This window comes from Muricomes intestini, from assembly GCF_004346165.1.
GTDB lineage: Bacteria > Bacillota > Clostridia > Lachnospirales > Lachnospiraceae > Muricomes > Muricomes intestini.
This window is the reverse complement of sequence record NZ_SLZZ01000007.1, coordinates 125635-150323: the sequence shown is the minus strand read 5'-3', so window position 1 is coordinate 150323 and position 24689 is coordinate 125635. Positions and strand designations below refer to the sequence as shown.

The window sequence follows — 24689 nt, the reverse complement described above, 5'->3', positions numbered from 1 at the left end:
GCAGAGCGCCATATGAATTTTCGGCAGCATATGCATACGAAAGCAAGCTTTCTCCTGCCTACGCTGTCGAAAATTCGCATGGCTGAACTGTTACATATTCTGAACTTAACAGCCGACAAGCAATTGACAAAACTACATAGAATCAATATAATGATGTAGGGGTCAAAAGGTATTTTGCCCCCTGATACCTACGGATTGCTCCGCACTTTGGCTCTCGCCAAATCATTTGAAGGAGGTAAAAGCATATGAACATAAATTTACTTCATCCTGCAGACCAACTGGTTATGATGATGAACCGTATTTATTATTATGGAATGACGACTACATCGGGAGGAAATCTTTCTATACTGGACGATAATGGTGATGTATGGATCACACCTGGAAGTGTGGATAAGGGAAATCTAACGAGACAAGACATTGTCTGCATTAAAAAGGACGGTACTATCGTCGGGAACCACAAGCCTTCCAGCGAGTATCCTTTTCATTTACAGCTTTATAAAACAAGAAGTGACATAAGATCAGTTTTGCATGCACATCCTCCAGCACTAGTTGCATTTAGTATTGTGAGGAAGATACCAAATACACTATTGAGCCCGAATTCCTTTGTCGGCTGCGGCAACATTGCGATTGCAGAGTATGGTTTACCTGGAAGCGCGGACCTGGGTAATAAGATATCAAAAGAATTTGCAAAGGGCTGTGATATTGCTATAATGGAAAATCACGGTGTCGTAGTCGGAAGTGACACGTTGTTTCACGCGTTTAAGGCTTTTGAAAATCTAGATTTCTGCGCAAGAGTTCAAATCAATGCCTCAATTATCGGCGTGCCGAAATATTTGAAAGAAAAAGAAATACAGCTGAAATATACAAAGAATCATTTGAATATGGATGAATATGTGCGAAACAATATTACCAGCGCGGAAAAAGCTGCAAGAAGAGATATGTGTAACATTATTCACAGAGCATATGACCAGGGTCTTGTAAATGCTACCCAGGGCTCTTTCTCTGTAAGATTGGACGAAGAGCGGTTTTTGATATCGCCCTATGGGGTGGATAGAAAATATGTGGACGTGGGAGATATTGTCTGCATAAAAAGGGATATGAGAGAGGCCGGCAAGGTGCCAAGCAGAGCTATTAAGATTCACAGTGAGATCTACACACAGCATCCGGAGATTAATTCCATAATCATAGCTCATCCTCCATACATTATGTCCTATGCGGTGACGGACGAGCCTTTGGATTCCAGGTCTATACCCGAAAGTTATATTTTAATGCGTGATATTCCAAAAGTAGAGTATTCAGAATTCTATCGGGACCCGGTAGAATCTGCACAGCTGTTCAGTGAAAGTACACCGATTGTTATGGTGAACAACGATTGCATTGCTGTGACAGGAGATGATTTACTCAATGCCTTTGACAGACTAGAAGTGGCGGAGTATAGCGCAAAAGCACTAGTGTTTTCAAAGCATTTAGGAGAAATGGTTCCAATTGACGGAAAACAAATTAGTGAGATAAAAGATGCATTTAATTTGAAATAGCAAAAACCGCCGGATTCTCAAAGTATCAGAGAAAAGCCGGCGGTTTCTTACAGCTTAAATCTTAAGAATATTCTGAAAACGGTCTGCAAAAGGGTCTGACCCCTTTTATGTTTTTACGACATCTGAGTATTCGGGGTGTTTCTCGAACCATTTTATGGCATAAGGGCAGGTCAGTACAGCTTTTTTGCCACTTTCTCTGAGATCCTGAACTAGTTCTTCCATGAGTTTCCCGGCGATACCCTGCCCACGAAGAACATCGTCTACATATGTGTGGTTCACATCTACCGTGGTATCGTCTATATTAGGGAATGTGACTTCTGCGATTACCAGATAGTCCGGGGTGTATACTGCAATTTGATTTGGGTTGTGTACAAATTCCAAACTAAAACCTCCTTTCCGTTATCTTGATGCTATTATTTTTGAGATTATAATAGCGGAATTTACAAGATAATGCAAATTAGTCGTTTTCTTCTGTCTGAATTGTATAAGTTTGGCGTTTCCTAGCCATTTCATCATTTTCCAGATATTCGTCATAGGTGGTGATTTTGTCAATCAGCTTTCCGCCCGGTACAATTTCCATAATACGGTTTGCTGTGGTCTGTACAATCTGGTGGTCACGGGAGGTGAAAAGTAGTACACCGGGGAACTTTATCATTCCATTGTTCAATGCGGTGATGGACTCCATGTCCAGATGGTTGGTAGGTTCATCCAGCAGCAGAACGTTAGCACCGGAAATCATCATCTTGGATAACAGGCAGCGCACCTTTTCTCCGCCGGAGAGAACCTTTAGGCGTTTCACACCGTCTTCACCGGCAAAAAGCATTCTTCCGAGGAATCCACGGACATAAGTAACATCTTTATCATCGGAATACTGGGTCAGCCATTCTGTGATGGAATAATCGCTGTCAAACTCCCCGCCGAAATCTTTTGGAAAATATGCCTGTGAGGTTGTGATTCCCCATTTGTAGGTTCCTTCGTCAGGCTCCATTTCCCCGATTAATATTTTAAACAATACTGTTTTAGCCAGTTCATTGCTGCCCACAAAGGCAACCTTATCATCGTGTCCTAAAGTGAAAGTAATATTGTCAAGAACTTTCTCCCCATCAATAGTTTTGGAAAGCCCCTCCACAGTTAGGACTTCATTTCCAATCTCACGGCTTGGGCGGAAATCAATATATGGATATTTTCTGCTGGAAGGCTTGATTTCGTCAAGCTCAATTTTCTCCAAGGCCTTCTTACGGGAAGTGGCCTGTTTAGATTTGGAGGCATTGGCACTGAAGCGAGAAATAAATTCCTGGAGTTCTTTGATTTTTTCTTCTTTTTTCTTATTGGCCTCTTTCATCTGACGGATTAAAAGCTGGCTGGATTCATACCAGAAGTCGTAGTTTCCGGCATAGAGCTGAATCTTGCCATAGTCGATATCCGCAATCTGGGTACATACTTTATTTAAAAAATATCGGTCATGAGATACCACGATAACGGTATTCTCAAAGTTAATTAAAAATTCTTCCAGCCAGGCAATGGCATCCAAATCCAGATGGTTGGTAGGCTCGTCAAGGAGCAGTATGTCTGGATTGCCAAATAAGGCCTGAGCAAGCAGGACTTTGACTTTTTCCGCTCCGGTCAGAGTTTTCAGATATTTGGAGTGCAGTTCTGTGCTAATGCCAAGCCCGTTCAGAAGAATGGCGGCATCAGATTCCGCCTCCCAGCCGTTCATAGTAGCAAATTCCGCTTCCAGCTCACTTGCCTTGATTCCGTCTTCATCCGTAAAGTCTTCCTTCGAGTAGATAGACTCTTTTTCCTTCATAATTTCGTATAAACGGGCATTTCCCATAATTACGGCATCAAGTACTACATATTCATCATATTTAAAATGGTCCTGCTGCAGAAAGGAAAGACGTTCTCCCGGGGTGATAACTACCTCGCCCTTGGTGGGCTCCAGCTGACCGGATAAAATTTTCAAAAAAGTGGATTTTCCTGCACCGTTGGCACCAATCATTCCATAGCAGTTGCCGCTGGTAAATTTAATATTTACATCCTCAAACAGCGCCTTTTTTCCTACGCGCAAGGTTACATTGTTTGCACTGATCATAGTTTTTCTCCTTCATCTGTTCACATATCTAATTACAATCTGTAATCCCAACGGTTATCTTAACATGAGATACGGTAAAATAGCAAGGTTTGCATGGCTGAACTGTAAAATTCGTGTAAAAATTAAAATATGGGTGTTTCCCAATAAAGGAAATCGTTATATAATGTAAAGGAAAGTGAGGGAAAACTATGCAGAAAGCAACATTAGTCTTAGAGGGCGGTGCGACCAGAGGAGTATTTACATCAGGAGTCCTGGACTATTTGATGGAACAGGACTTATATATATCGCATGTAATCGGGGTTTCCGCCGGGGCATGTAATGCGGTAGACTATGTGTCCAGACAACCTGGCAGGACGAGAGATTGTATGATACCCTCGGACAAAAGCGAAAGTTATTATTATGGTTTTGGGAAGTTCATGAAAGAAAAAAGTCTGATGAATATGGATTTGATTTTTGACATATTTCCAAATCAGATATATCCATTTGACTATGAAACATATTTGCAGTCTGAGATAAAGTGCGAACTTGTAGTCACAAACTGTCTGACCGGACAGGCAGAATATATTGATGAGCGCACGGACCGTGATAAATTGATGAAAATATGTCGTGCTTCTTCAAGCATGCCTTTGGTTACGCCGATTGTAAATGTGGACGACACACCATATCTGGATGGAGGACTCGCAGACAGTATACCGGTTAAGCATGCTATGGAATCGGAAAACGAAAAGATTGTGGTGATTCTGACAAGAAATGCGGGCTACAGGAAGAAAAAGCTTTCCAGGAGCATGATAAGAATATACCGCAGAGCTTATGAATCCTATCCGAATCTGATAAAGGCAATTCTGACAAGAAGCCTTTACTATAATCATACAATGAACTATCTGGAGACCCTGGAGAGACAAGGAAAGATATTTGTACTGCGTCCCCTTGCAAGGCCGGTGTCGAGAATGGAAAAGAAACCGGAGAACTTAACAGCATTTTACAATCACGGCTATGATCTTATGAAGAAGGAATACGAGAGATTGATAAAGTATCTTGAAGATTAAAGGAAACATTTCAATAGTTTTTTAGGAGAGATGGCAAGTTTGATTTCACTCCTGAAAAGTTAAGAATATTCTGAAAATGGAGGGCAAAGGGGTCAGACCCCATTTTAAATATGAGCGAAGCGACATTGAACTACACACAGAACCGGGAGCTGTCCTGGCTGCGTTTTAACCGGCGGGTTCTGGAGGAGGCAAGGGATGCGGATGTACCGCTTTTGGAGCGGATGAAGTTTGTAGCCATATTTACAAGTAACCTGGATGAATTTTTCATGATCCGTGTCGGCAGCTTGTATGACATGGCATTTGTAGACAATACGGCAAGAGACAGTAAATCAGGGATGACTCCCGGGGAACAGCTGGATGCCATTTATAAAGCTGCAGCTCCTCTGTATAAGGAACGGGATAAAACCTATGGCGAGATTAAAAAACAACTTGCCCCATACGGAGTGTGCGGGCTGGATTTCAAAGAACTGGAGCAGCCGGAAAAGAAATATACAAAAAAATATTTTAAAGAACAAGTATTGCCTGTTTTGTCTCCTCAGATTGTGGATGTTAATCATCCGTTTCCCCATTTACTGAATAAGGAAATCTATGTAGTTGCAGACCTGAGAATGGAAAATAAGAGCATGACAGGTATTGTACCTGTACCTCAGTTTATTTCTGATATTTTATATCTGCCGGGAAATGACATTCGCTATATTAGAATGGAAAAGGTGATTATTGAATATCTGGACCTTGTTTTCGAGCAGTATGAGGTTTTGGATAAGAATTATATTTGTGTCACACGAAATGCAGATATTTCTCCGGACGATGAGGCATATGCGGACAGTGACGATTTTCGTTTCATTATGCAGGAAGCCCTCCATAAGCGGAGAAGAATGGCGGTGGTGCGCCTGGAGGTGGCAAATCCCCTGAAAAAGGAGATGGAGGAATATTTCTGCGATAAGTTTAATATTTCTCCGTCCTGTATTTTCCGCACAAAGATGCCAATGAAGCTGGACTATATGTTTGCTATAGCAGATAAGGTGCCTTCATCTTTAAAGCGCTCCTTGATTGCGGAGCCTTTCTCTCCCCAGCCGTGTGCCTCTGTCATCAAAGGCAATGTGATGGCTCAGGTGAAGAAAAGAGATATTCTTCTTTCTTATCCCTATGAAAGTATGGAGCCGTTTCTGCAGCTGATAAAAGAAGCGTCGGTGGATCCGAATGTGATGACGATTAAAATTACAATCTACCGCCTGGCAAAACAGAGCCGGCTTGTGGAGTACCTGTGTGCGGCTGCGGAAAACGGAAAAGAGGTTACTGTTTTGATAGAACTAAGGGCACGGTTCGACGAACAGAATAACATTGACTGGTCCGAGCGCATGGAGGAGGCAGGGTGCCGGGTAATTTATGGCATTGAAGGCTATAAGGTACATTCAAAAATATGTCTGATCACATACAGGAGCAAAAATGAAATTCGGCACATTACCCAGATAGGAACAGGAAATTATAATGAAAAAACAGCGAGGCTCTATACAGATTTTTCCCTGATGACATCCATGCAGGAGATTGGAGAAGACGCTGCGGTGTTCTTTAAGAATATGTCCATCGGCAATCTGGACGGCACATACCGGCATCTGCTTGTATCACCTATCAGCCTGAAACTTAAGGTTCTGGCCTTGATTGACGAGGAGATAAAAAAAGAATCCGGCGGAAGAATTATTATGAAAATGAATTCTGTGACGGATATGGACTTTATAAATAAGATTGCGGAGGCGTCAAAGGCAGGGGTGAAGGTGGACTTGATTGTACGCGGCATCTGCTGTATCTTGCCGGGGATTCCCGGAGAGACCGACAATCTGACAGTGACCAGTATTGTAGGACGTTATCTGGAGCATCCCAGAGTGTTTGTCTTTGGAGATGGCTCAGATCAGAAAGTATACATTGGCTCGGCAGATATGATGACCAGAAATACAGAAAAACGGGTGGAAGTCGCATGTCCCGTTTATGACAGCAATATCAGAAAACAGCTCCTGTACAGTCTGAATATCATGTTGAAAGATAATGTAAAGGCCAGAGTAATACAAAGCAACGGGACATATAAAAAAAAGACTGTAATCGGAGGAGCTGTAAATTGCCAGGAAGTATTTATGAAAGATGCTCTGAGCGCAAAGCCGGAGGTGCAAACAACAGAAAAACTATCTTTCCTGAGATGGTTTAGAAAAAAAATTGACAGAAGACGGAGGAGAAATTAATATGCAGGAGAAAAAAGAATTTGGAAAGACAAAGGATGGAAGGACTGCCTGCCTTTATACAATTGGCAACAGCAAGGGAATGAAACTGGCGGTTACGGATTATGGTGCATCACTTGTTTCCCTGATTGTACCTGACAGTGAGAAAAATCCTGTGGATGTAGTTCTTGGTTATGATAACGTTGGAGGGTATGAAGCAGGCGAAGCGTCTTTCGGGGCAACCATAGGCAGAAATGCGAACAGAATCGGCGGTGCTTCATTTGAAATTAATGGTATCCATTACACATTGGTGAAAAATGAGAACGGCAACAATCTTCACAGCGGAATTGACTATTACAACAAGCGCATGTGGCAGGTAGAGAAAGAAGAAAAGAATAGTATCACCTTCCTTCTTCACAGTCCGGACAAAGATCAGGGGTATCCGGGGAGTCTTGATATGAGGGTTACCTATGAATTGACAGAGGATAATACGGTGCGAATCAAATATCATGCCGTACCCGATAAAGACACGATTATCAATATGACAAATCACAGCTATTTTAACCTGGATGGACATCGCAGCGGAGATGTCTTGAACCATCAGATAATGATTGACGCGGATTATTTTACAAAAACGGATGAAGAATCCATACCCACAGGAGAGATTGCGGACGTGTCGGGAACTCCCATGGATTTCCGGACTCCCAAGACGATAGGCACAGGGATTAATGCAGACTATGAGGCCATCCGTCTGGGACATGGGTATGACCATAACTGGGTATTGAAAAATAACGGAAAGTTTGCTAAGGCAGCTGAGGCGACCGGTGATGTCAGTGGTATTGTTATGGAGGTATGGACAGATATGCCGGGAATGCAGGTATATACAGGAAATTTCCTTGATCAGGAGCAGGGAAAAGGCGGTGCTGTCTATACAAAACGTTCGGCAATCTGCTTTGAGACTCAGTATTTTCCAGATTCTATTCATCACGAAAATTTTGCAGGGCCGATATGCCGGGCAGACGGGAGCTATCAGACAGTTACGGAATACCGTTTCCGTTCGTAATCAGAAAACATAAGCAGTCAAAGACCCCGCAGCAAGCTGGCGGGGCATCAAACTTGCAGCGCAGCAAGCTGCGGGGGATTTGACCCCCGCGGCAGCCGCCAAATGGAAATGCAAGCATTTCCGCTTGGCTCGTTGCTTGCGGGAATAAAAAGGAACAGGTAGTATAGTATTTTTATGGGGAAATCAGTATATATTGCGGAAAAGCCCAGTGTGGCTCAGGAATTTGCAAAAGCATTAAAATTGAATACAAGACGAAAAGACGGATATCTGGAATCGGAAGAGGCAATTGTGACCTGGTGCGTTGGGCATCTAATCACAATGAGTTATCCGGAGGAATACGATCCGGCGCTGAAGCGCTGGAGTTTAGATACGATACCTTTTATCCCAGATGAATTCAAATATGAGATTATTCCGGCGGTGGAAAAGCAGTTTAGGATAGTAAGCGGTCTGCTGACAAGAGATGACGTGGATACGATTTATGTGTGCACAGACTCCGGAAGAGAAGGGGAATATATTTACCGCCTGGTGGAGCAGGAAGCACATGTTGAGGGAAAACAACGAAGGCGGGTCTGGATTGATTCACAGACGGAAGAAGAGATTTTGCGGGGAATCAGGGAGGCGAAAGATTTATCGGAGTATGATAATCTGAGCGCCTCTGCTTATTTGCGGGCAAAAGAGGACTATCTCATGGGAATAAACTTCTCCCGCCTACTGACTCTGAAATATGGAAACAGCATTTCAAATTATCTGAATACCAAGTATGCGGTTATCTCCGTAGGCCGTGTTATGACCTGTGTATTGGGAATGATTGTACGAAGGGAGCGGGAAATCCGGGATTTTGTAAAAACCCCTTTTTATCGTGTTATGAGCACCATTGAGGCAAAAGGGCAGACTTTTGAGGGGGAGTGGCGGGCTGTACAGGGCTCCCGGTACTTTGAATCTTTTGATTTATATAAGGAGAACGGTTTTAAGGAAAGGGAAAAGGCGGAGGAACTGGTGAGATATCTTAAAGAGCCTCAGCCTGTGACTTGCCAGATTGTATCAATTGAGAAGAAAAAGGAAAAGAAAAATCCGCCTTTGCTTTATAACCTGGCAGAATTGCAGAATGATTGCTCCAGGCGGTTTAAAATTAGTCCGGATGAAACACTCAGAATCGTGCAGGAGCTCTATGAGAAAAAACTGGTTACGTATCCCAGGACCGATGCCCGTGTACTGTCCACTGCAGTGGCAAAGGAAATCAGCAGAAATTTAAACGGACTTGCAAAATATCCAATGGCAGCGCCCTATCTGGAGGATATCTTGTCTTTTGGAAGCCACAAGGGTCTGGCAAAGACAAGATATGTTAACGACAAACAGATTACGGATCATTACGCGATTATTCCCACGGGGCAGGGATTGAATGCCCTGAAATCCGTTTCTGCCACAGCAGGAAGAGTTTACGACTGCATTGTAAGAAGGTTCCTGAGTATTTTCTATCCACCTGCTGTTTATCAGAAAGTGGCAATTACTACAAAGATAAAAGAAGAGAGCTTTTTCTCCAGTTTCAAAGTGCTTGCGGAAGAAGGATATCTGAAAGTGACAGGGATACCCCAGACAAAGAAAAACACCGGCAGAGATACCACGGACGGCGAAAATGACGAAAGTGGTGCCGATGGTGAAAATCAGGGAGACCAGGACACGGAACTCAGTTTTTTTCAAGTCATACAGAGTTTAAAAAAGGGGGCACTTCTGAGCGTCCAGTCACTGGACATTAAGGAGGGAGAAACTTCTCCGCCCAAAAGATATAATTCAGGGTCCATGATTCTGGCTATGGAAAACGCAGGCCAGCTCATTGAGGACGAGGAGCTTAGGGCACAGATAAAGGGAAGCGGAATCGGAACCAGTGCAACACGTGCAGAGATATTGAAAAAGCTCATAAATATTAAGTATTTGTCGTTAAATAAAAAGACACAGATTATTACGCCCACCTTACAGGGCGAGATGGTATATGATGTGGTCAATAACTCTATTAAGTCCCTGCTCAATCCGGACTTGACGGCAAGCTGGGAAAAAGGGCTGAATTATGTGGCAGAGGGAGACATCACTTCGGATGAATATATGAAGAAGCTGGATCATTTTATTATCAGCCGGACAAATGGGGTGAAAGGATTAAACAATCAATATCAGCTTAGGAACTGCTACGACAGAGCAGCTCAGTTTTATAAAACAACCCGGGAAAGAAAATAGAAACTTTACAATACGAGGAGAAATGATATGAAAGAAATTCTGGTTGTACTTCCGGTGGAAGACCGACACAAAACATATCTGGAAAATGCCGCAGCAGAGATTCAGGACAGTGAGGAAATGCATTTTACTTATCGGGCGCAAAAAGAAGTGACACAGAAAATGGTGGAGAGTGCAGACATTATACTGGGAAATGTCCCTCCCGGGTATTTAGGAAAGGCTCTGCATCTGCAGCTGGTACAGCTTGGCAGTGCCGGAGCAGCAGAATATATAAAACCGGGGATTATACCTGCAGGAGCTAAGCTGGCCAATGCAACAGGAGCCTATGGCCTGGCAATTTCGGAGCATATGCTGGGCATGGTGTTGATGCTGATGAAAAAATTAAACCATTATCAGAATAATATGAAGGCACATGACTGGAAGGATGAAGGCCAGGTAAAAACTATTGCAGGCTCCGTAACTCTGGTTGTGGGTATGGGGGACATTGGAGGGGAGTTTGCCCGGAAAATGAATGCCCTGGGAAGCCATGTTATAGGTATCCGCAGAAATAAAGCTCAAAAGCCTGACTTTCTGGAGGGTTTGTATCAGATGGATGCATTGGATGATTTATTGGGGAAAGCAGATATTGTGGCCTGCTCACTTCCGGGGACGAAGGAGACTGAGCGTATGTTTAATAAAGAGCGCCTGGATAAGATGAAAAAGGGGGCAATTCTTCTTAATGTTGGCAGGGGCAGCCTGATACCTACGGAAGATTTATGTGAGGCGCTGAAAAGCGGGAAACTGGGCGGGGCAGCAGTGGATGTAACTGAGACGGAGCCTCTCCCGGCAAATTCTCCTTTGTGGGATGCACCAAATCTGTTGATTACACCTCATGTGTCCGGAAACTATCATGCAGCTCAGATTCTGGAAACAATTGTGGAAATCGCAGCATATAATTTAAGACAGGTACTTTCAGGCGGCAATATAAAAAATGAAGTAGATTTTCAGACCGGTTACAGAAGATTCTGTGAGCCGGCGGAAAACAGGAGGAAATGAAATGAAAGAAATTACTGTAAGAGAGCTTTATACTTTGAAGGAAACTATTGCGCGGGACATCTTTGATGGAGTAACTTATCCGTGGGAAGTCCTGCCGGAAATCAGCGGATTTATTTTAAGGCTTGGCGCGGCCCTCAGTGAAGAAGAATATGAAAAGCAGGGCGAAAATGTATGGGTTGCCAGAAATGCAAAGGTAGCGCCTACGGCTTCCATTACCGGACCTGCTATTATCGGGAAAAATGCAGAGATAAGGCACTGTGCATTTATCAGAGGCAACGCAATTGTGGGAGAAGGCGCAGTCGTCGGAAATTCCACAGAGCTGAAGAATGTAATCCTGTTCAATAAAGTACAGGTGCCTCATTATAACTACGTGGGAGATTCTATTCTCGGCTATAAATCCCATATGGGGGCAGGCTCCATTACATCCAATGTAAAGTCAGATAAAACCCTGGTTGTAGTGAAGACCCCGGAGGGAAATATTGAGACCGGCAGAAAGAAATTCGGCGCCATGCTGGGAGACGAGGTGGAAGTGGGGTGCGGAAGTATCCTGAACCCTGGGACTGTTGTGGGAAGCCATACAAATATTTACCCACTGTCATCGGTGAGGGGATATGTACCGGGAAAAAGCATTTATAAGAAACAAGGAGAAATTGCAGAAAAACAATAAGCGGGCAAACAGCTTTGTCAGAAGGTGAGGCCACTCACCCGGCAAAGCTTTCTGTCATAAAAAGTGAAAAGGGGATTGTCTTATTGGGAAAGTAATGCTAATATATCTATATCAATTGAAAGTCTAAGAGCTCTGTTTATAATCCTGACATTCGTCAAAAAGATTCCCGGTTTATGGTTAAAGTGAAAGTTAAAATGAAATATGACGGAATTTTGTTGACATTCCAAAGCAAGTATAATAGTATAATATCAGAAAAGCGAACAACTGTTCGAAATCAGAAGGAGAGTATTATGGCAAATGTAAATGATGATAAGAAAAAAGCGCTGGATGCGGCGATTGCTAAGTTAGAGAAAGATTTTGGAAAAGGAACGGTCATGAAGCTGGGAGAACCGGGTGCCCATGTGTCGGTAGAGACGGTGCCCACCGGCTGTCTGAGCCTGGATTTGGCACTGGGCCTGGGCGGGGTTCCAAAGGGCCGTGTGATAGAGGTCTATGGGCCTGAGTCCAGCGGTAAGACTACCATTGCCTTACATATGGTTGCGGAAGTACAGAGGCGGGGCGGGATCGCGGGCTTTATTGATGCGGAACATGCGCTGGATCCGGTATATGCGAAGAACATAGGTGTCGATATCGATGAGCTTTATATTTCTCAGCCTGACAGTGGAGATCAGGCCCTGGAGATTACCGAGACTATGGTGCGCTCAGGTGCCATCGACATTATTGTCATTGACTCTGTAGCAGCTCTGGTACCCCGGCAGGAGATTGAGGGGGATATGGGGGACAGTCATGTGGGACTGCAGGCAAGATTGATGTCCCAGGCCCTGAGAAAGCTGACCCCGGTTATCAGCAAGTCAAACTGTATTGTGATCTTTATCAATCAGCTCCGTGAGAAGGTTGGGGTAATGTTCGGCAATCCGGAGACGACTACGGGGGGACGTGCCCTGAAGTTTTATGCTTCCGTGCGAATGGATGTGAGAAGAATAGAGACTCTCAAGCAGAGCGGGGAGATGGTTGGCAACCGCACACGTATCAAGATTGTAAAGAATAAGATTGCACCGCCTTTTAAAGAGGCCGAGTTTGACATTATGTTTGGGAAGGGAATTTCCAAAGAAGGGGACATTCTGGATCTGGCGGTAAGCATTGATGCGGTGAAAAAGAGCGGTGCCTGGTATGCCTATAATGGCGAGAAGATTGGTCAGGGAAGAGAGAATACGAAAGCATATCTGACAGAACATCCGGAACTTATGGACGAACTGGATCATAAGGTGCGCGCTTATTATAATCTGGGCGGCGAAGGGAATGAATCCGATGACACAGAAGACCTGAAGCTTGGAAAAAAAGAAAAAGGGTCAGGGAAGCCGGCAGAAAAGAAAAATCTGACGAGTGGAGGAGCCCCTGAAAAGGAAGCTTAAAGTGAAAGTTACGAAAGTAGAGCCTGTGACAAAAACAAAATATAAAGTTTTTCTGGACGACCAATTTGCTTTTGTTTTATATAAAGGTGAACTGTCGCGATACGGGATTCGGGATGGTGCAGAACTGGAAGAAGAAACCAGGCAAAAGATATGGGATGAAGTTATTGTAAAGCGTGCCAGAGCTAGGGCGATGCACCTGCTGGAGGATATGGACCGCACTGAGGCGGCACTCCGGGAGAAGCTGAAGCAGGGACTTTACCCCGAGGCAGCAATAGAATCGGCTGTTCAGTATGTGAAGTCATTTCATTATATAGACGACCTCAGGTATGCAGAGAGGTTTATTGAGAGCAGGAAGTCAGTGAAAAGCAGAAAAGAGATTTATGCCCTGTTGCGTGGTAAGGGCGTGGCCATAGACAAGATTGAGACTGCCTTTGAAGAATGTTACCAAGATGATAGTGAGAAGGCTGCTATACAGCAGCTCATCCAAAAAAAAAGAGTGAATCTTTCTCAGCCAAATCCTGCGGAAATACAGAAGTTGTACGGCTATTTGTCCAGGAAAGGTTTCCGTTATGAAGACATCCGTCAAGTGATACAAAATCATAATGAGAAAGCTTGACAGAATTGTGAAAACAGTATAAAATTTAAGTGTTGTATTTTTAAGCAAAAATGTACAATGAAAATTAAATAAGGAGGTGCTCCTGTGCCGACAATGATAAGTATTGTTATTGCTGTAGCCCTCGCGTTGATAGTTGGTATTATTACTCATTTTGCTACAATTTCCAAGTTAAGGAATAATGCAGAATCCAAGATTGGGAATGCAGAAGCAAAAGCAAGGGAAATAATTGACGATGCCGTAAAAACTGCTGAAACGACAAAGAAGGAAGCTCTTTTAGAAGTGAAGGAAGAGTCCATCAGGACAAAGAATGAGCTGGAAAAAGAGACGAAGGAAAGAAGAAATGAATTGCAGCGCTATGAAAAAAGAGTGCTTGCAAAAGAAGAAGCAGTCGACAAACGCTCTGAAACGATTGAACAGCGTGAAGTAAAATTTACAGCAAGAGAAGAGCAACTGAAACAGCGTGAAGCGAAAGTAGAGAATCTCAATCAGAAAAGAGTACAGGAACTAGAAAGAATCTCAGGACTTACCTCCGAACAAGCAAAAGAATATTTGTTGAAAACTGTTGAAGAAGATGTTAAGCATGACACGGCCAGAATGGTCAGAGAGCTGGAGACACAGGCAAAGGCAGAAGCGGACAAGAAGGCAAAAGAGTACGTTGTCAATGCAATCCAGAGGTGTGCAGCAGACCATGTGGCTGAAACTACAATTTCCGTAGTGCAGCTTCCGAATGATGAGATGAAGGGAAGAATCATAGGCCGGGAGGGTCGTAATATCAGAACCCTTGAAACTTTGACCGGTGTTGAGTTGATTATCGATGATACGCCGGAAGCGGTTGTATTATCAGGATTTGATCCCATCAGAAGAGAAGTTGCAAGAATTGCCCTTGAGAGATTGATTGTGGATGGACGTATCCATCCGGCCAGAATTGAGGAGATGGTTGAAAAGGCTCAAAAAGAAGTGGATACAATGATAAGGGAAGAAGGAGAGGCGGCCGCTCTGGAAGTAGGTGTGCCTGGAATTCATCCGGAACTGATTCGTCTGCTTGGACGTATGAAGTTCAGAACAAGTTATGGACAGAATGCATTGAAGCATTCTATTGAAGTGGCTCAGCTGTCAGGTCTTTTGGCAGGTGAGATCGGCGTAGATGTCAGGATGGCAAAGCGTGCGGGGCTTCTGCATGACATTGGAAAATCCATTGACCATGATGTGGAAGGGTCGCATATTCAGATTGGCGCAGATCTTTGCAGAAAGTACAAAGAGTCTGCAACGGTAATCAATGCAGTTGAAGCACATCATGGAGATGTGGAACCTCAGACATTGATTGCATGTCTGGTACAGGCTGCTGACACCATTTCTGCAGCAAGACCGGGAGCAAGGCGGGAAACAATTGAAACATACACAAACAGATTAAAACAATTGGAAGAAATATCAAACAAGTTTAAAGGTGTTGATAAATCTTTTGCTATTCAGGCAGGTAGAGAGATTCGAGTTATGGTAGTTCCGGACCAAGTATCTGATGATGACATGGTACTTATGGCCAGAGATATTGCAAAACAGATTGAATTTGAGCTAGAATATCCGGGTCAGATTAAAGTAAATATAATCCGCGAGTCACGTGTTACAGATTATGCGAAATAATCCAGATCAGATAGGAAACGAAAGTACAGCCCTTGTCCTAGGACAAGGGCTTTTCTGTACCCATAAGTCAAAGACCCCGCAGATTGCTGCGGGGTCTTTGACCCTCGCGGCAGTCGCCAAATGGAAATGCTTGCATTTCCGCTTGGCTCGTTGCTCGCGGAAATAAAATGAAAAGAAAATCTCTTAATTTTAGATAAATGTGAAAGAGGCATATGTATGAAGTAATGGAATACTGAGAAATGAAAGAAAAAATAAGTTTAATTGCAAAATCAAACAAAATATAGTAAAAAACAAAGCCATTAAAGGATATTAAGAATAATTATAAAAATGAACTTGCAAAATATAAAGCCTTATATTATAATAAAAATTCAGAGTGAAAGAAAAATGTTATAAAGAGTATACTTTATGGGACTGCACAGATTCAAAAGAGAATATTTGGCGAACTGTTAATTCTCAAAGGTGTGGAATTGGAGGAAGAAAATATGCCACTTACATTATCAAGAAAAGCATCAGACGTGAAGCCGTCATCAACATTAGCAATTACAGCCAAAGCAAAGGCAATGAAAGCAGAAGGAATCGATGTAGTCGGTTTTGGAGCAGGGGAGCCGGATTTTAATACTCCTGATAATATTAATGCAGCCGCAATAAAGGCGATTAAAGACGGATTTACAAAATACACACCTGCATCGGGAACAGAGGAACTAAAAAAAGCTGTCTGTGAAAAGTTTGAGAGCTTTAATGGTGTTCACTATGAGCCCAATCAAATTGTAATAAGCAACGGTGGGAAGCACTCCTTGACCAATATTTTTGAAGCTATACTCAATCCAGGTGATGAGGTAATTATTCTGGCACCTTACTGGCTCACATACCCTGAGATTGTAAAGCTGTCTGACGGTATACCTGTATATGTCTACGGTGAAAAGTCAAATGGCTACAAAGTAACTGCAGAGCAGATACGAGGTGCTGTGACTGAGGATACAAAAGCATTGATTCTGAATACGCCAAGCAATCCCACGGGCATGATTTATTCAGAGGAAGAGCTGCGTGCAATCGCTGATATTGCAGTGGAGAAGGATTTTTATGTTGTAGCAGACGAGATGTATGAATATTTGATTTACGGGGAAAAGAAGCATGTGAGCATTGCATCTCTGGGGGATGAAATTTATAAGAGAACGATTACCTGCAGCGGTGTATCCAAAAGTTATTCTATGACAGGATGGCGAATTGGCTATACAGGCTCCAGTACAGAAATTGCAAGGATGATGGGAAGTGTGCAGAGCCATCAGACTTCCAATCCGAATTCCATTGCCCAAAAAGCAGCTCTGGAGGCTCTGACAGGAGACCAGTCTGCACTTACTGTCATGAGAGAAGAATTTGACAAGAGAAGAAAATATATTTATGAGAGAATTTCTCAGATGCCTTTGCTTGAGACACTGGAACCGGAAGGTGCTTTTTATGTATTTGTAGATTTCTCAAATGTACTGGAGAAATCTTATAAAGGCAAGGAGATAGGTACGGCGGCGAAAGCGGCAGAGATACTTCTGGAGGACTACCAAGTGGCAGTTGTTCCCTGTGCAGATTTTGGATTTGACAATTTTGTACGTTTGTCCTATGCTATTTCATTAGAGGCAATTGAGAAAGGCCTTGACAGAATCGGAGAATTTGTTTCCTCCCTGTAGAGGAAACGAAAAGGAGCATGGCATGAGCGGACAAATTAAAAGATTGAAACGAGAGCTGAAATTCGAAGGAAAGATTATTAATTTTTATCAGGACACAATGGAGATTGACGGAGACCATACTGTGGTATGGGATTATATCCAACACAAGGGTGCAGCGGCTGTTGTGCCGATTACAGATGACGGCAGAATATTGATGGTAAAACAGTACCGTAATGCATTGGAGCGCAATACACTGGAAATTCCGGCAGGATGCCTGAACACAGAAGATGAGCCGGGAGTAGTCTGCGCAAAGCGGGAGCTCGAAGAAGAAACCGGATACCGCAGTGATGATTTAGAGTGGCTGATTACACTGAGGACGACAGTAGCATTCTGTAATGAGAAGATTGAAGTTTTCGTTGCAAAAAACCTGATTCCTTCGAAGCAGAATCTGGATGATGATGAATTTATTGATTTGAAGGCTTATACAATAGAGGAATTAAAGAAAAAAATATTTACCGGTGAAATAGAAGACGGGAAGACAATATCCGCGCTGCTCGCATATGATACCAAGCTGCGGCAGAGCGAATAAAAGTATGTGGCATAGAGGGAGAGTTACAGTCCAGCCATGCAGCTCGATTCCGCTGCGCTGCATCTCGCTATACGGCAGAGCGCCGTATAGCTTTTTAGTAATACGAGCCTGTGAAAGCGAGCTTTCCCTAGGGTTGTATTACAAAAAGTTTGGGAGGGGTAGAGTTACAGTCCAGCCGTGCAGCTCGATTCCGCTGCGCTGCATCTCGCTATACGGCAGAGCGCCGTATAGATTTTCAGTAATACGAGCCTGTGAAAGCGAGCTTTCCTAGGGTTGTATTACTAAAAAATTTTTTGGGGGGGGTAGAGTTACAGTCCAGCCATGCAGCTCGATTTCGCTGCGCTACATCTCGCTATACGGCAGAGCGCCGTATAGATTTTTAGTAATACGAGTCTGTGAAAGCGAGCTTCCCCAGGCTCGTATTACTAAAAATCTGCATGGCTGGACTGTAACCGGCATATAATGAATTATCTTAACTAGGAGGAGAGCTTGTGAAGATACTTCAAACGAGAAAGCAATTGTTTGTTTTCTTTATGCCGGGTTTTTTATTGGGGATTTTGTATGTGAATTTAATTATGAAAAAGTATGCTGCTGAGCCGGGAATATTCAGTGATTATTTTTTGAAACAGTATCAGACGACAGAGATTGTTGCCCGGGAATATATCTGGTATTTGATAAAGATCCGTGTAACACCGTTCCTTCTCTTGCTGGGATTGAGTTTTACAAAATTGAGAAAGGTTTCGTCTATAGCATTCCTGATTTGGACGGGCTTTTCCTGTGGAATGCTTCTGTCAATGGCGGTCCTCGGAATGGGGGTCAAGGGGAGTATTCTCTGCTTTGTCGGCATCCTTCCGCAATTTCTTTTTTATGTACCTGCGTATATGGTAGTTATATGGTACGGCTATACATATCCTAAGAATAGGTGGAACACGCAGAAAACTGTATTTGCGGCTGCGGCGATGGTGATAGGGATCGTGTTGGAAGCATATGTAAATCCTATTTTAATGCAGGCATTTTTGTCCACACTATGATATGATACCAGGGTCAAAAGGTCATGAGTTTCATGCTTGCATGAAAAAGCATGACTTTGGGACCCGCAAAACATGAGAAAGTAGCCCGAGCAGGGCGGATTTCGAATGTTTTTAGGATTGCGGGAGCACAAAGTGCGTAGCAATCCGTAGGTATCAAGGGTCAAAATACCTTTTGACCCCAACATCATGACATAAAATAAGAGTCTGGCGAGCCAGACTCTTATTTTATGCGTTTCTTACTCTTAAATTTTTCCACAAAACCCCTATTGCGCAGGCACTGACTGCCAGCTGGCTTACCAACATCCCCCAGAGATATCCCTGGATTCCGAACAAAGGTATGGCAAAGAATACACCAGCGATCCGTATTACCAGCCCGAATGAGTTGATTAAAAATGTGAAGGTAGTCTTCCCGAGTCCGTTGATGACGCTCAGGAGTGCGGAATTGGTATATAAAAAAGGACACATCCAGGACAGAGTGATAATGAATTTCCCTGCTATTGAACTTCCGAATAAAACAGTCCCTATCCAGTTTCCGAAAACAAGAAAAATAAAACAGCAGCCAAGACCAAGTATGAAGCAGGAGCCTGCTACTTTTTTTATAATATTCCCCATTTCATTGTAGTTATCTGTGGCCTGGATTTCCGCAACCGTGGGCATGAGCATAATGGAAACGGAACTGGTGATTGCGGAAGGAAACAAAATACAGGGCAGGGCCATTCCGGTGAGCACACCGTAAATACTGAGTGCCTCGGAGTTAGTGTGGTTGTACAGCTGCAGCCGGGCGGGGATAGAAATGGCCTCTATACTCTGAAGCAGGTTAATCAGTACCCTGTTTGCGGTAAGGGGCAGGGAGAGAGGAATCAGCTCCCTAAACCGGAACAGCATATCGGTGTATGTAAAATGCAGGCGCGCAAAGGGATGACTGTTTCTGGAAAGAGATTTTGCAGAATAGAATGCCGAAGCCATTTCTCCAATAACCAGGCCAAGCACGGCAATCGTTATGGTGGCATCACTTCCCTTTTTTGTGAGAATCATATAAAAAATATAAACCGAGAGAATTCTGGCGATCTGCTCAATCATCTGGGAAATAGCCGGAATTTTGGTTTCCTTCATACCATAGCAGTATCCGGAGATGCAGGAATGTATCGCGGCAAAGGGAAGACCGTAGGATAACGGAATGAGCAGTGGCTCACAGCGGGCGTCCCCTAAAAAATTTTCGGCAATGTAGGCAGCATTTCCCTGCAGGATAAGTGCACATGCGCAGGACAATAAAAAGGAAAAGAAAAGCCCCAGGAGAAGGATTTCCCGGGCTTCTTTTCGTTTTCCCAAAGAAACTTTCTGAGCAACGGTTCTTGAGATGGCGGTTTCAATGCCTGCCGCAGTAAGTGCGAAGCATAATGAGTAAACCGGAAAAATGAGCTGGTAGAGTCCGACACCCTCCTCACCAAATGTATGACTCAAGAAAATACGGTAGAAAAATCCCATGAAACGGCATAGAAAACCGGTGGCTGTGAGAATAAATGTCCCTCGTATAATAGTCTGTTTTCTGGACACGCGTATTGAATCTCCTAAAAAACATATTTTTACAACATATTCTACTTACCGGGTTGACAGAACCGAAACCAAGTGGTATTCTACAAATGCATTAAATCCTAGTAAAAGGATAGGGATTAAAATCATAGGAATTATATTCAGTGGGAAGTGAAACAATAAAATTAAGAAGGTGATAATTTGAAGTTGTCTACAAAAGGAAGGTACGGACTGAGGGCACTGATTGATTTAGCTCAATACAGTGGGAATGAGCCTGTTTCTATCACCAGTATTGCAGGCAGGCAGGAGATTTCCGAACGCTATCTGGAACAGCTGATGGCCTTGCTTAAAAAAGAAGGGCTTGTGAAGAGCATCAGGGGAGCCAGCGGAGGATATGTGCTGGCAAAGGATCTGTCGGAGATATCTGTAGGCGATGTGCTAAGAGCGCTTGAGGGAAGCCTGGATCCTGTAGAGTGTTCAGGGTTAAATCCAGATGAAGGGTGTAAGGCTGCCGATGTTTGTGTTACTAAATATGTATGGCAGCGTATCAATGACAGTATTAACCAGACGGTGGATGAGATGAGGCTGGACCAGCTGGTGGAAGAACAAAAAAGAATGGGCAGCCATGATATGCAGGGGCAGACAGACTGCAAGAATTAGTCAGAATTTGCCTGGCAGACAAAAGCATGCCGGCAAAGAAAGGTTTTAACTAGGAGGATAAAGAAAATGGATAAGCTGATTTACTTAGATAATGCTGCTACAACAAGAACAGCGCCGGAGGTTGTGGAAGCGATGCTTCCTTATTTCACAGAGAATTACGGGAATCCCTCCAGTGTGTATGGTTTTGCGGCGGCAAATAAAGACGTCATTACAAGACAACGCGAGATCATAGGCGATGCAATTGGTGCAAAGGGTAATGAAATTTATTTTACGGCAGGCGGCTCGGAATCCGACAATTGGGCGTTGAAGGCAACAGCGGAGGCCTGCGAAAGTAAAGGAAAACATATTATTACAACTAAGATAGAACATCACGCAATCCTGCATACCTGTGAATACCTGGAGAAAAGGGGATACGAGGTCACATATCTGGACGTGGACGAGAACGGGATTGTAAAGCTGGATGAACTAAAAAAGGCAATCCGCCCGGACACTATTCTTATCTCTGTTATGTATGCAAACAATGAAATCGGTTCTATTCAGCCGATCAGGGAAATCGGGGAGATAGCCCATGAACACGGTATCCTTTTTCATACAGATGCAGTGCAGGCCTTCTGTCAGATTCCTATCGATGTGAATGCCTGTCATATAGATATGCTCAGTGCCAGCGGACATAAGCTGAACGGGCCAAAGGGCATAGGCTTCCTTTATATCAGAACCGGTGTGAAGATTCGCTCTTTCGTACATGGAGGCGCTCAGGAGCGCAAGCGCCGTGCAGGGACAGAGAACGTACCAGGAATAGTGGGCCTTGGAAAGGCTGTGGAGAGAGCTGTCTCTTCGTTAGAAGAGCGTACAGGAAAAGAAAGAGAACTCCGAGACTATCTGATCCGGAGAATTGAGAATGAAATTCCATACTGCAGGCTCAACGGGGACAGAGAAAAGCGGCTTCCAAATAATGTGAATTTCAGCTTTCAGTTCGTGGAAGGGGAATCTCTTCTGATTATGCTGGATATGAAGGGTATTTGTGCGTCCAGTGGCTCTGCATGTACATCAGGTTCTCTGGATCCATCCCATGTACTGCTGGCTATTGGCCTGCCCCATGAAATTGCCCATGGTTCACTGCGTATGACCTTGGGGGAAGAGACTACAAAAGAAGATTTGGATTATGTCGTAGATTCATTGAAGGGGATTGTAGAAAACTTACGCGGAATGTCTCCTTTATATGAAGACTTTATAAAGAAACAAAATAACTAGTTGGAGGGAAACTAAATGTATACAGAAAAAGTGATGGATCATTTTCAGCATCCGAGAAATGTAGGAGAAATAGAGGATGCCAGCGGTGTCGGAACTGTAGGAAACGCAAAATGTGGAGATATCATGAGAATTTATCTGGACATCGATGAAAATCAGATTATCAGGGACGTAAAGTTTAAGACTTTTGGCTGCGGCGCAGCGGTGGCTACAAGCAGCATGGCAACTGAATTAGTAAAGGGAAAGAATGTCCAGGATGCAATGCAGATTACAAATAAGGCAGTTATGGAAGCGCTGGACGGGCTTCCGCCGGTGAAAGTACACTGCTCTTTGCTGGCAGAGGAGGCTATTCATGCCGCTCTCTGGGATTATGCAGAGAAAAATGGAATTAAGATTGAAGGTCTGGAAAAGCCGAAATCAGATATCCACGAGGGCGAGGAAGACGAGGCAGAGGAGTACTAATGAGCAAGGTAGTAGTCGGGATGTCCGGTGGAGTGGATTCTTCGGTAGCGGCATATCTCCTGAAAGAGCAGGGATATGACGTGACCGGTGTAACCATGCAAATATGGCAGGACGAGGAGCAGGCTGTCCAGGAAGAAAACGGAGGCTGCTGCGGCCTGAGTGCAGTGGACGATGCAAGAAGGGTGGCTGCAGACATCGGAATTCCCTATTATGTCATGAATTTTAAACAGGAATTTAAGGAGAATGTTATTGATTATTTTGTAGGGGAATATTTACAGGGGAGGACACCGAACCCCTGTATCGCATGCAACCGGTACGTAAAATGGGAGTCCCTTTACAAACGCAGTATGTCTATTGGGGCCGAGTATATAGCAACCGGTCACTATGCCAGAGTTGTGGAGCTCGAAAATGGGCGCTATACTCTGCGTCAGTCCGCCACACTTGAAAAGGACCAGACCTATGCACTTTATAACCTGACCCAGGAACAGCTGAAGCATACATTGATGCCGGTGGGGGAATATTCCAAGGATGAGGTGCGCCGCATTGCAGAAAAAATCAATCTCAGAGTTGCAAATAAGCCAGACAGTCAGGACATTTGCTTCGTACCTGACGGCGATTATGCTGCTTATATAGAGGAAAATGCAGGGGTACTTATACCGGAAGGGAATTTTGTTGATCGGGAGGGGCATGTTCTGGGCCACCATAAAGGGATTACACATTATACGGTGGGGCAGCGAAAAGGTCTGGGGCTTGCCCTGGGCTATCCGGCTTTTGTCCTGGAGATACGTCCGGATACTAACGAGATAGTACTTGGAACATCAGAAGAATCTATGACTACTGTGCTAAAAGCAAATCGGCTGAACTTTATGTCTGTAGAGGACTTAAAAGAGCCTTTGCGTGTCTGGACTAAAATCCGATATAATCACAGAGGAGCATGGTGTACAGTGGAAAAGACGGGGAACGATGAGGTGCTCTGCACATTTGAGGAGCCGCAGAGAGCAGTGACTCCCGGGCAGGCTGTTGTATTTTATGACGGAGAGTATATATTGGGAGGAGGAACCATATTATGATTGATTGTGATTTCCACATGCATACAGACTTTTCTTCTGACTGCGATACACCGCCAAGGGACATGATAGAGGGAGCCATTCAAAAGGGACTTCGCACAATATGCATTACCGATCACAATGATAAGGACTATCCAATCTGTGAACATGCAAAAGCTCCGGAATTTATGTTTGATGTGGACGAGTACTTTGAAGTCTTAAGCACCCTTAAAGAAGAGTACAAGGACAGAATTGATGTGCGGATTGGCATTGAGATTGGCCTGCAGCCGCATCTTGGGAAATATTTTGAAGAGCTTACACAGAAATATCCCTTTGATTTCGTGATTGGTTCTGTTCATCTGATTGAAAGAAAAGACCCCTATTATGAGGAAACCCTGAGCGGATATACGGATGAAGAATTTTACCGGAAAGCATTTCTTGTAACTCTTGAAAATCTGAATGAAGTGAAAGCCTTTGATGTGCTGGGACATATTGATTATGTAGTGCGTTACGGACGGCATCAGGCCCGGAGCTACAGTTATGACAAATATGCCGATCTTTTAGATGAAATTCTGAAAAAAATCATTGAAATGGGAAAAGGGATTGAGCTGAATACATCGGGATTTAAGTATGGCCTTGGCTTCTGCCACCCTCATCCAGATATTATCAGACGTTACCATGAACTGGGAGGGGAAATCATTACCATCGGGGCAGATGCCCATAAGCCGGAACATATCGCCTATGATTTCCAGCAGGCCGGTGGTATCCTGAAAGAGTGCGGTTTTAAATACTACACAGAATTTAAAGGCAGAAAACTGATTTTTAAACAACTTCCATAAAAATGCATTTACCACTTGAATTTTTGTTTCCCATTTAGTACAATAAACCGTAGTTGATGAATCTTTAACAAATAGCTGTTTTGTCTAGGGAT

The 24689-nt window shown here is 43.7% G+C and carries 21 protein-coding genes; 18 read left to right on the top strand and 3 right to left on the bottom strand.

What is annotated here, in order from left to right; genetic code table 11:
* Positions 1-245 precede the first annotated feature (245 nt).
* Positions 246-1535: a class II aldolase/adducin family protein gene (locus EDD59_RS07005; RefSeq protein ID WP_132380351.1), complete on the top strand. Its 1290-nt coding sequence runs from the start codon at positions 246-248 to the stop codon at positions 1533-1535.
* A 105-nt stretch (positions 1536-1640) separates the two neighbouring features.
* On the opposite strand, the gene EDD59_RS07000 is transcribed toward EDD59_RS07005, so the two are convergent.
* Entirely contained in the window at positions 1641-1916 is a 276-nt protein-coding gene (locus EDD59_RS07000; protein WP_132380349.1) for a GNAT family N-acetyltransferase, read from the bottom strand.
* 76 nt (positions 1917-1992) lie between these two features.
* Positions 1993-3627: an ABC-F family ATP-binding cassette domain-containing protein gene (locus EDD59_RS06995; protein ID WP_132380347.1), complete on the bottom strand. Its 1635-nt coding sequence runs from the start codon at positions 3625-3627 to the stop codon at positions 1993-1995.
* 188 nt (positions 3628-3815) lie between these two features.
* Here EDD59_RS06995 and EDD59_RS06990 point away from each other — a divergent pair, with 188 nt between their 5' ends.
* The 12 genes from EDD59_RS06990 (at position 3816) to EDD59_RS06935 (ending at position 18812) form a co-directional block, all read left to right on the top strand.
* Positions 3816-4673, top strand: coding sequence for a patatin-like phospholipase family protein (locus tag EDD59_RS06990; RefSeq protein ID WP_132380345.1), 858 nt, complete (start codon positions 3816-3818; stop codon positions 4671-4673).
* A gap of 110 nt (positions 4674-4783) precedes the next feature.
* Positions 4784-6904, top strand: a complete 2121-nt coding sequence (gene ppk1, locus EDD59_RS06985) for a polyphosphate kinase 1 (RefSeq protein WP_132380343.1) — start codon at positions 4784-4786, stop codon at positions 6902-6904.
* Between the two features lies 1 nt (position 6905).
* The gene (locus EDD59_RS06980) at positions 6906-7943 is read left to right on the top strand and encodes an aldose epimerase family protein (protein WP_132380341.1); all 1038 of its coding nucleotides are present in this window, start codon (positions 6906-6908) and stop codon (positions 7941-7943) included.
* A 174-nt stretch (positions 7944-8117) separates the two neighbouring features.
* Positions 8118-10169: a DNA topoisomerase gene (locus EDD59_RS06975; protein ID WP_132380339.1), complete on the top strand. Its 2052-nt coding sequence runs from the start codon at positions 8118-8120 to the stop codon at positions 10167-10169.
* A 27-nt stretch (positions 10170-10196) separates the two neighbouring features.
* On the top strand, positions 10197-11201 hold the full coding sequence (locus EDD59_RS06970; RefSeq protein ID WP_132380337.1) for a D-2-hydroxyacid dehydrogenase: 1005 nt from the start codon (positions 10197-10199) through the stop codon (positions 11199-11201).
* Between the two features lies 1 nt (position 11202).
* Positions 11203-11868 (top strand): LbetaH domain-containing protein, encoded by a 666-nt coding sequence (locus EDD59_RS06965; RefSeq protein WP_132380336.1) that lies wholly within the window; start codon positions 11203-11205, stop codon positions 11866-11868.
* A 290-nt stretch (positions 11869-12158) separates the two neighbouring features.
* Positions 12159-13280, top strand: coding sequence for a recombinase RecA (gene recA / locus EDD59_RS06960; protein ID WP_132380334.1), 1122 nt, complete (start codon positions 12159-12161; stop codon positions 13278-13280).
* A gap of 1 nt (position 13281) precedes the next feature.
* Positions 13282-13896 carry a regulatory protein RecX gene (locus EDD59_RS06955; RefSeq protein WP_132380332.1) on the top strand — a complete coding sequence of 205 codons (615 nt, stop codon included), beginning with the start codon at positions 13282-13284 and terminating at the stop codon, positions 13894-13896.
* Positions 13897-13989: 93 nt separating this feature from the next.
* Positions 13990-15534, top strand: coding sequence for a ribonuclease Y (gene rny / locus EDD59_RS06950; RefSeq protein WP_165920883.1), 1545 nt, complete (start codon positions 13990-13992; stop codon positions 15532-15534).
* Between the two features lie 482 nt (positions 15535-16016).
* Positions 16017-17213 (top strand): pyridoxal phosphate-dependent aminotransferase, encoded by a 1197-nt coding sequence (locus EDD59_RS06945; protein WP_132380328.1) that lies wholly within the window; start codon positions 16017-16019, stop codon positions 17211-17213.
* A gap of 22 nt (positions 17214-17235) precedes the next feature.
* Positions 17236-17781: an NUDIX hydrolase gene (locus EDD59_RS06940; RefSeq protein ID WP_132380326.1), complete on the top strand. Its 546-nt coding sequence runs from the start codon at positions 17236-17238 to the stop codon at positions 17779-17781.
* 491 nt (positions 17782-18272) lie between these two features.
* Positions 18273-18812 carry a stage II sporulation protein M gene (locus tag EDD59_RS06935; RefSeq protein WP_132380324.1) on the top strand — a complete coding sequence of 180 codons (540 nt, stop codon included), beginning with the start codon at positions 18273-18275 and terminating at the stop codon, positions 18810-18812.
* Between the two features lie 225 nt (positions 18813-19037).
* Here EDD59_RS06935 and EDD59_RS06930 read toward each other — a convergent pair whose 3' ends face one another.
* Positions 19038-20366, bottom strand: coding sequence for a polysaccharide biosynthesis protein (locus EDD59_RS06930; protein WP_132380322.1), 1329 nt, complete (start codon positions 20364-20366; stop codon positions 19038-19040).
* A gap of 177 nt (positions 20367-20543) precedes the next feature.
* Between EDD59_RS06930 and EDD59_RS06925 the strand changes: the two genes are divergently transcribed.
* The 5 genes from EDD59_RS06925 to EDD59_RS06905 all read left to right on the top strand — a co-directional run bounded on the left by EDD59_RS06925 (position 20544) and on the right by EDD59_RS06905 (position 24597).
* Complete coding sequence (locus tag EDD59_RS06925) at positions 20544-21002, top strand: RrF2 family transcriptional regulator (RefSeq protein WP_132380320.1); 459 nt, start codon at positions 20544-20546, stop codon at positions 21000-21002.
* Between the two features lie 66 nt (positions 21003-21068).
* On the top strand, positions 21069-22253 hold the full coding sequence (gene nifS, locus EDD59_RS06920) for a cysteine desulfurase NifS (protein WP_132380318.1): 1185 nt from the start codon (positions 21069-21071) through the stop codon (positions 22251-22253).
* Between the two features lie 15 nt (positions 22254-22268).
* Entirely contained in the window at positions 22269-22712 is a 444-nt protein-coding gene (nifU, locus tag EDD59_RS06915; RefSeq protein ID WP_132380316.1) for a Fe-S cluster assembly scaffold protein NifU, read from the top strand.
* Positions 22712-23782, top strand: a complete 1071-nt coding sequence (mnmA, locus tag EDD59_RS06910; protein WP_132380314.1) for a tRNA 2-thiouridine(34) synthase MnmA — start codon at positions 22712-22714, stop codon at positions 23780-23782. The genes nifU and mnmA overlap by 1 nt, the downstream gene beginning before the upstream one ends.
* On the top strand, positions 23779-24597 hold the full coding sequence (locus tag EDD59_RS06905; RefSeq protein WP_132380312.1) for a histidinol-phosphatase HisJ family protein: 819 nt from the start codon (positions 23779-23781) through the stop codon (positions 24595-24597). The genes mnmA and EDD59_RS06905 overlap by 4 nt, the downstream gene beginning before the upstream one ends.
* The last annotated feature ends 92 nt before the right edge of the window (positions 24598-24689 follow it).

Excerpts from the sequence above, each read along its gene's own strand:
- EDD59_RS06965 (WP_132380336.1), top strand. The coding sequence starts at position 11,203 with ATGAAAGAAATTACTGTAAGAGAGCTTTATACTTTGAAGGAAACTATT.
- EDD59_RS06970 (WP_132380337.1), top strand. The coding sequence starts at position 10,197 with ATGAAAGAAATTCTGGTTGTACTTCCGGTGGAAGACCGACACAAAACA.
- ppk1 (WP_132380343.1), top strand. The coding sequence starts at position 4,784 with ATGAGCGAAGCGACATTGAACTACACACAGAACCGGGAGCTGTCCTGG.
- EDD59_RS06995 (WP_132380347.1), bottom strand. The coding sequence starts at position 3,627 with ATGATCAGTGCAAACAATGTAACCTTGCGCGTAGGAAAAAAGGCGCTG.
- EDD59_RS06940 (WP_132380326.1), top strand. The coding sequence starts at position 17,236 with ATGAGCGGACAAATTAAAAGATTGAAACGAGAGCTGAAATTCGAAGGA.
- EDD59_RS07005 (WP_132380351.1), top strand. The coding sequence starts at position 246 with ATGAACATAAATTTACTTCATCCTGCAGACCAACTGGTTATGATGATG.
- rny (WP_165920883.1), top strand. The coding sequence starts at position 13,990 with ATGATAAGTATTGTTATTGCTGTAGCCCTCGCGTTGATAGTTGGTATT.
- nifS (WP_132380318.1), top strand. The coding sequence starts at position 21,069 with ATGGATAAGCTGATTTACTTAGATAATGCTGCTACAACAAGAACAGCG.
- mnmA (WP_132380314.1), top strand. The coding sequence starts at position 22,712 with ATGAGCAAGGTAGTAGTCGGGATGTCCGGTGGAGTGGATTCTTCGGTA.
- EDD59_RS06945 (WP_132380328.1), top strand. The coding sequence starts at position 16,017 with ATGCCACTTACATTATCAAGAAAAGCATCAGACGTGAAGCCGTCATCA.
- EDD59_RS06980 (WP_132380341.1), top strand. The coding sequence starts at position 6,906 with ATGCAGGAGAAAAAAGAATTTGGAAAGACAAAGGATGGAAGGACTGCC.
- EDD59_RS06905 (WP_132380312.1), top strand. The coding sequence starts at position 23,779 with ATGATTGATTGTGATTTCCACATGCATACAGACTTTTCTTCTGACTGC.
- recA (WP_132380334.1), top strand. The coding sequence starts at position 12,159 with ATGGCAAATGTAAATGATGATAAGAAAAAAGCGCTGGATGCGGCGATT.
- EDD59_RS06990 (WP_132380345.1), top strand. The coding sequence starts at position 3,816 with ATGCAGAAAGCAACATTAGTCTTAGAGGGCGGTGCGACCAGAGGAGTA.
- EDD59_RS06975 (WP_132380339.1), top strand. The coding sequence starts at position 8,118 with ATGGGGAAATCAGTATATATTGCGGAAAAGCCCAGTGTGGCTCAGGAA.
- nifU (WP_132380316.1), top strand. The coding sequence starts at position 22,269 with ATGTATACAGAAAAAGTGATGGATCATTTTCAGCATCCGAGAAATGTA.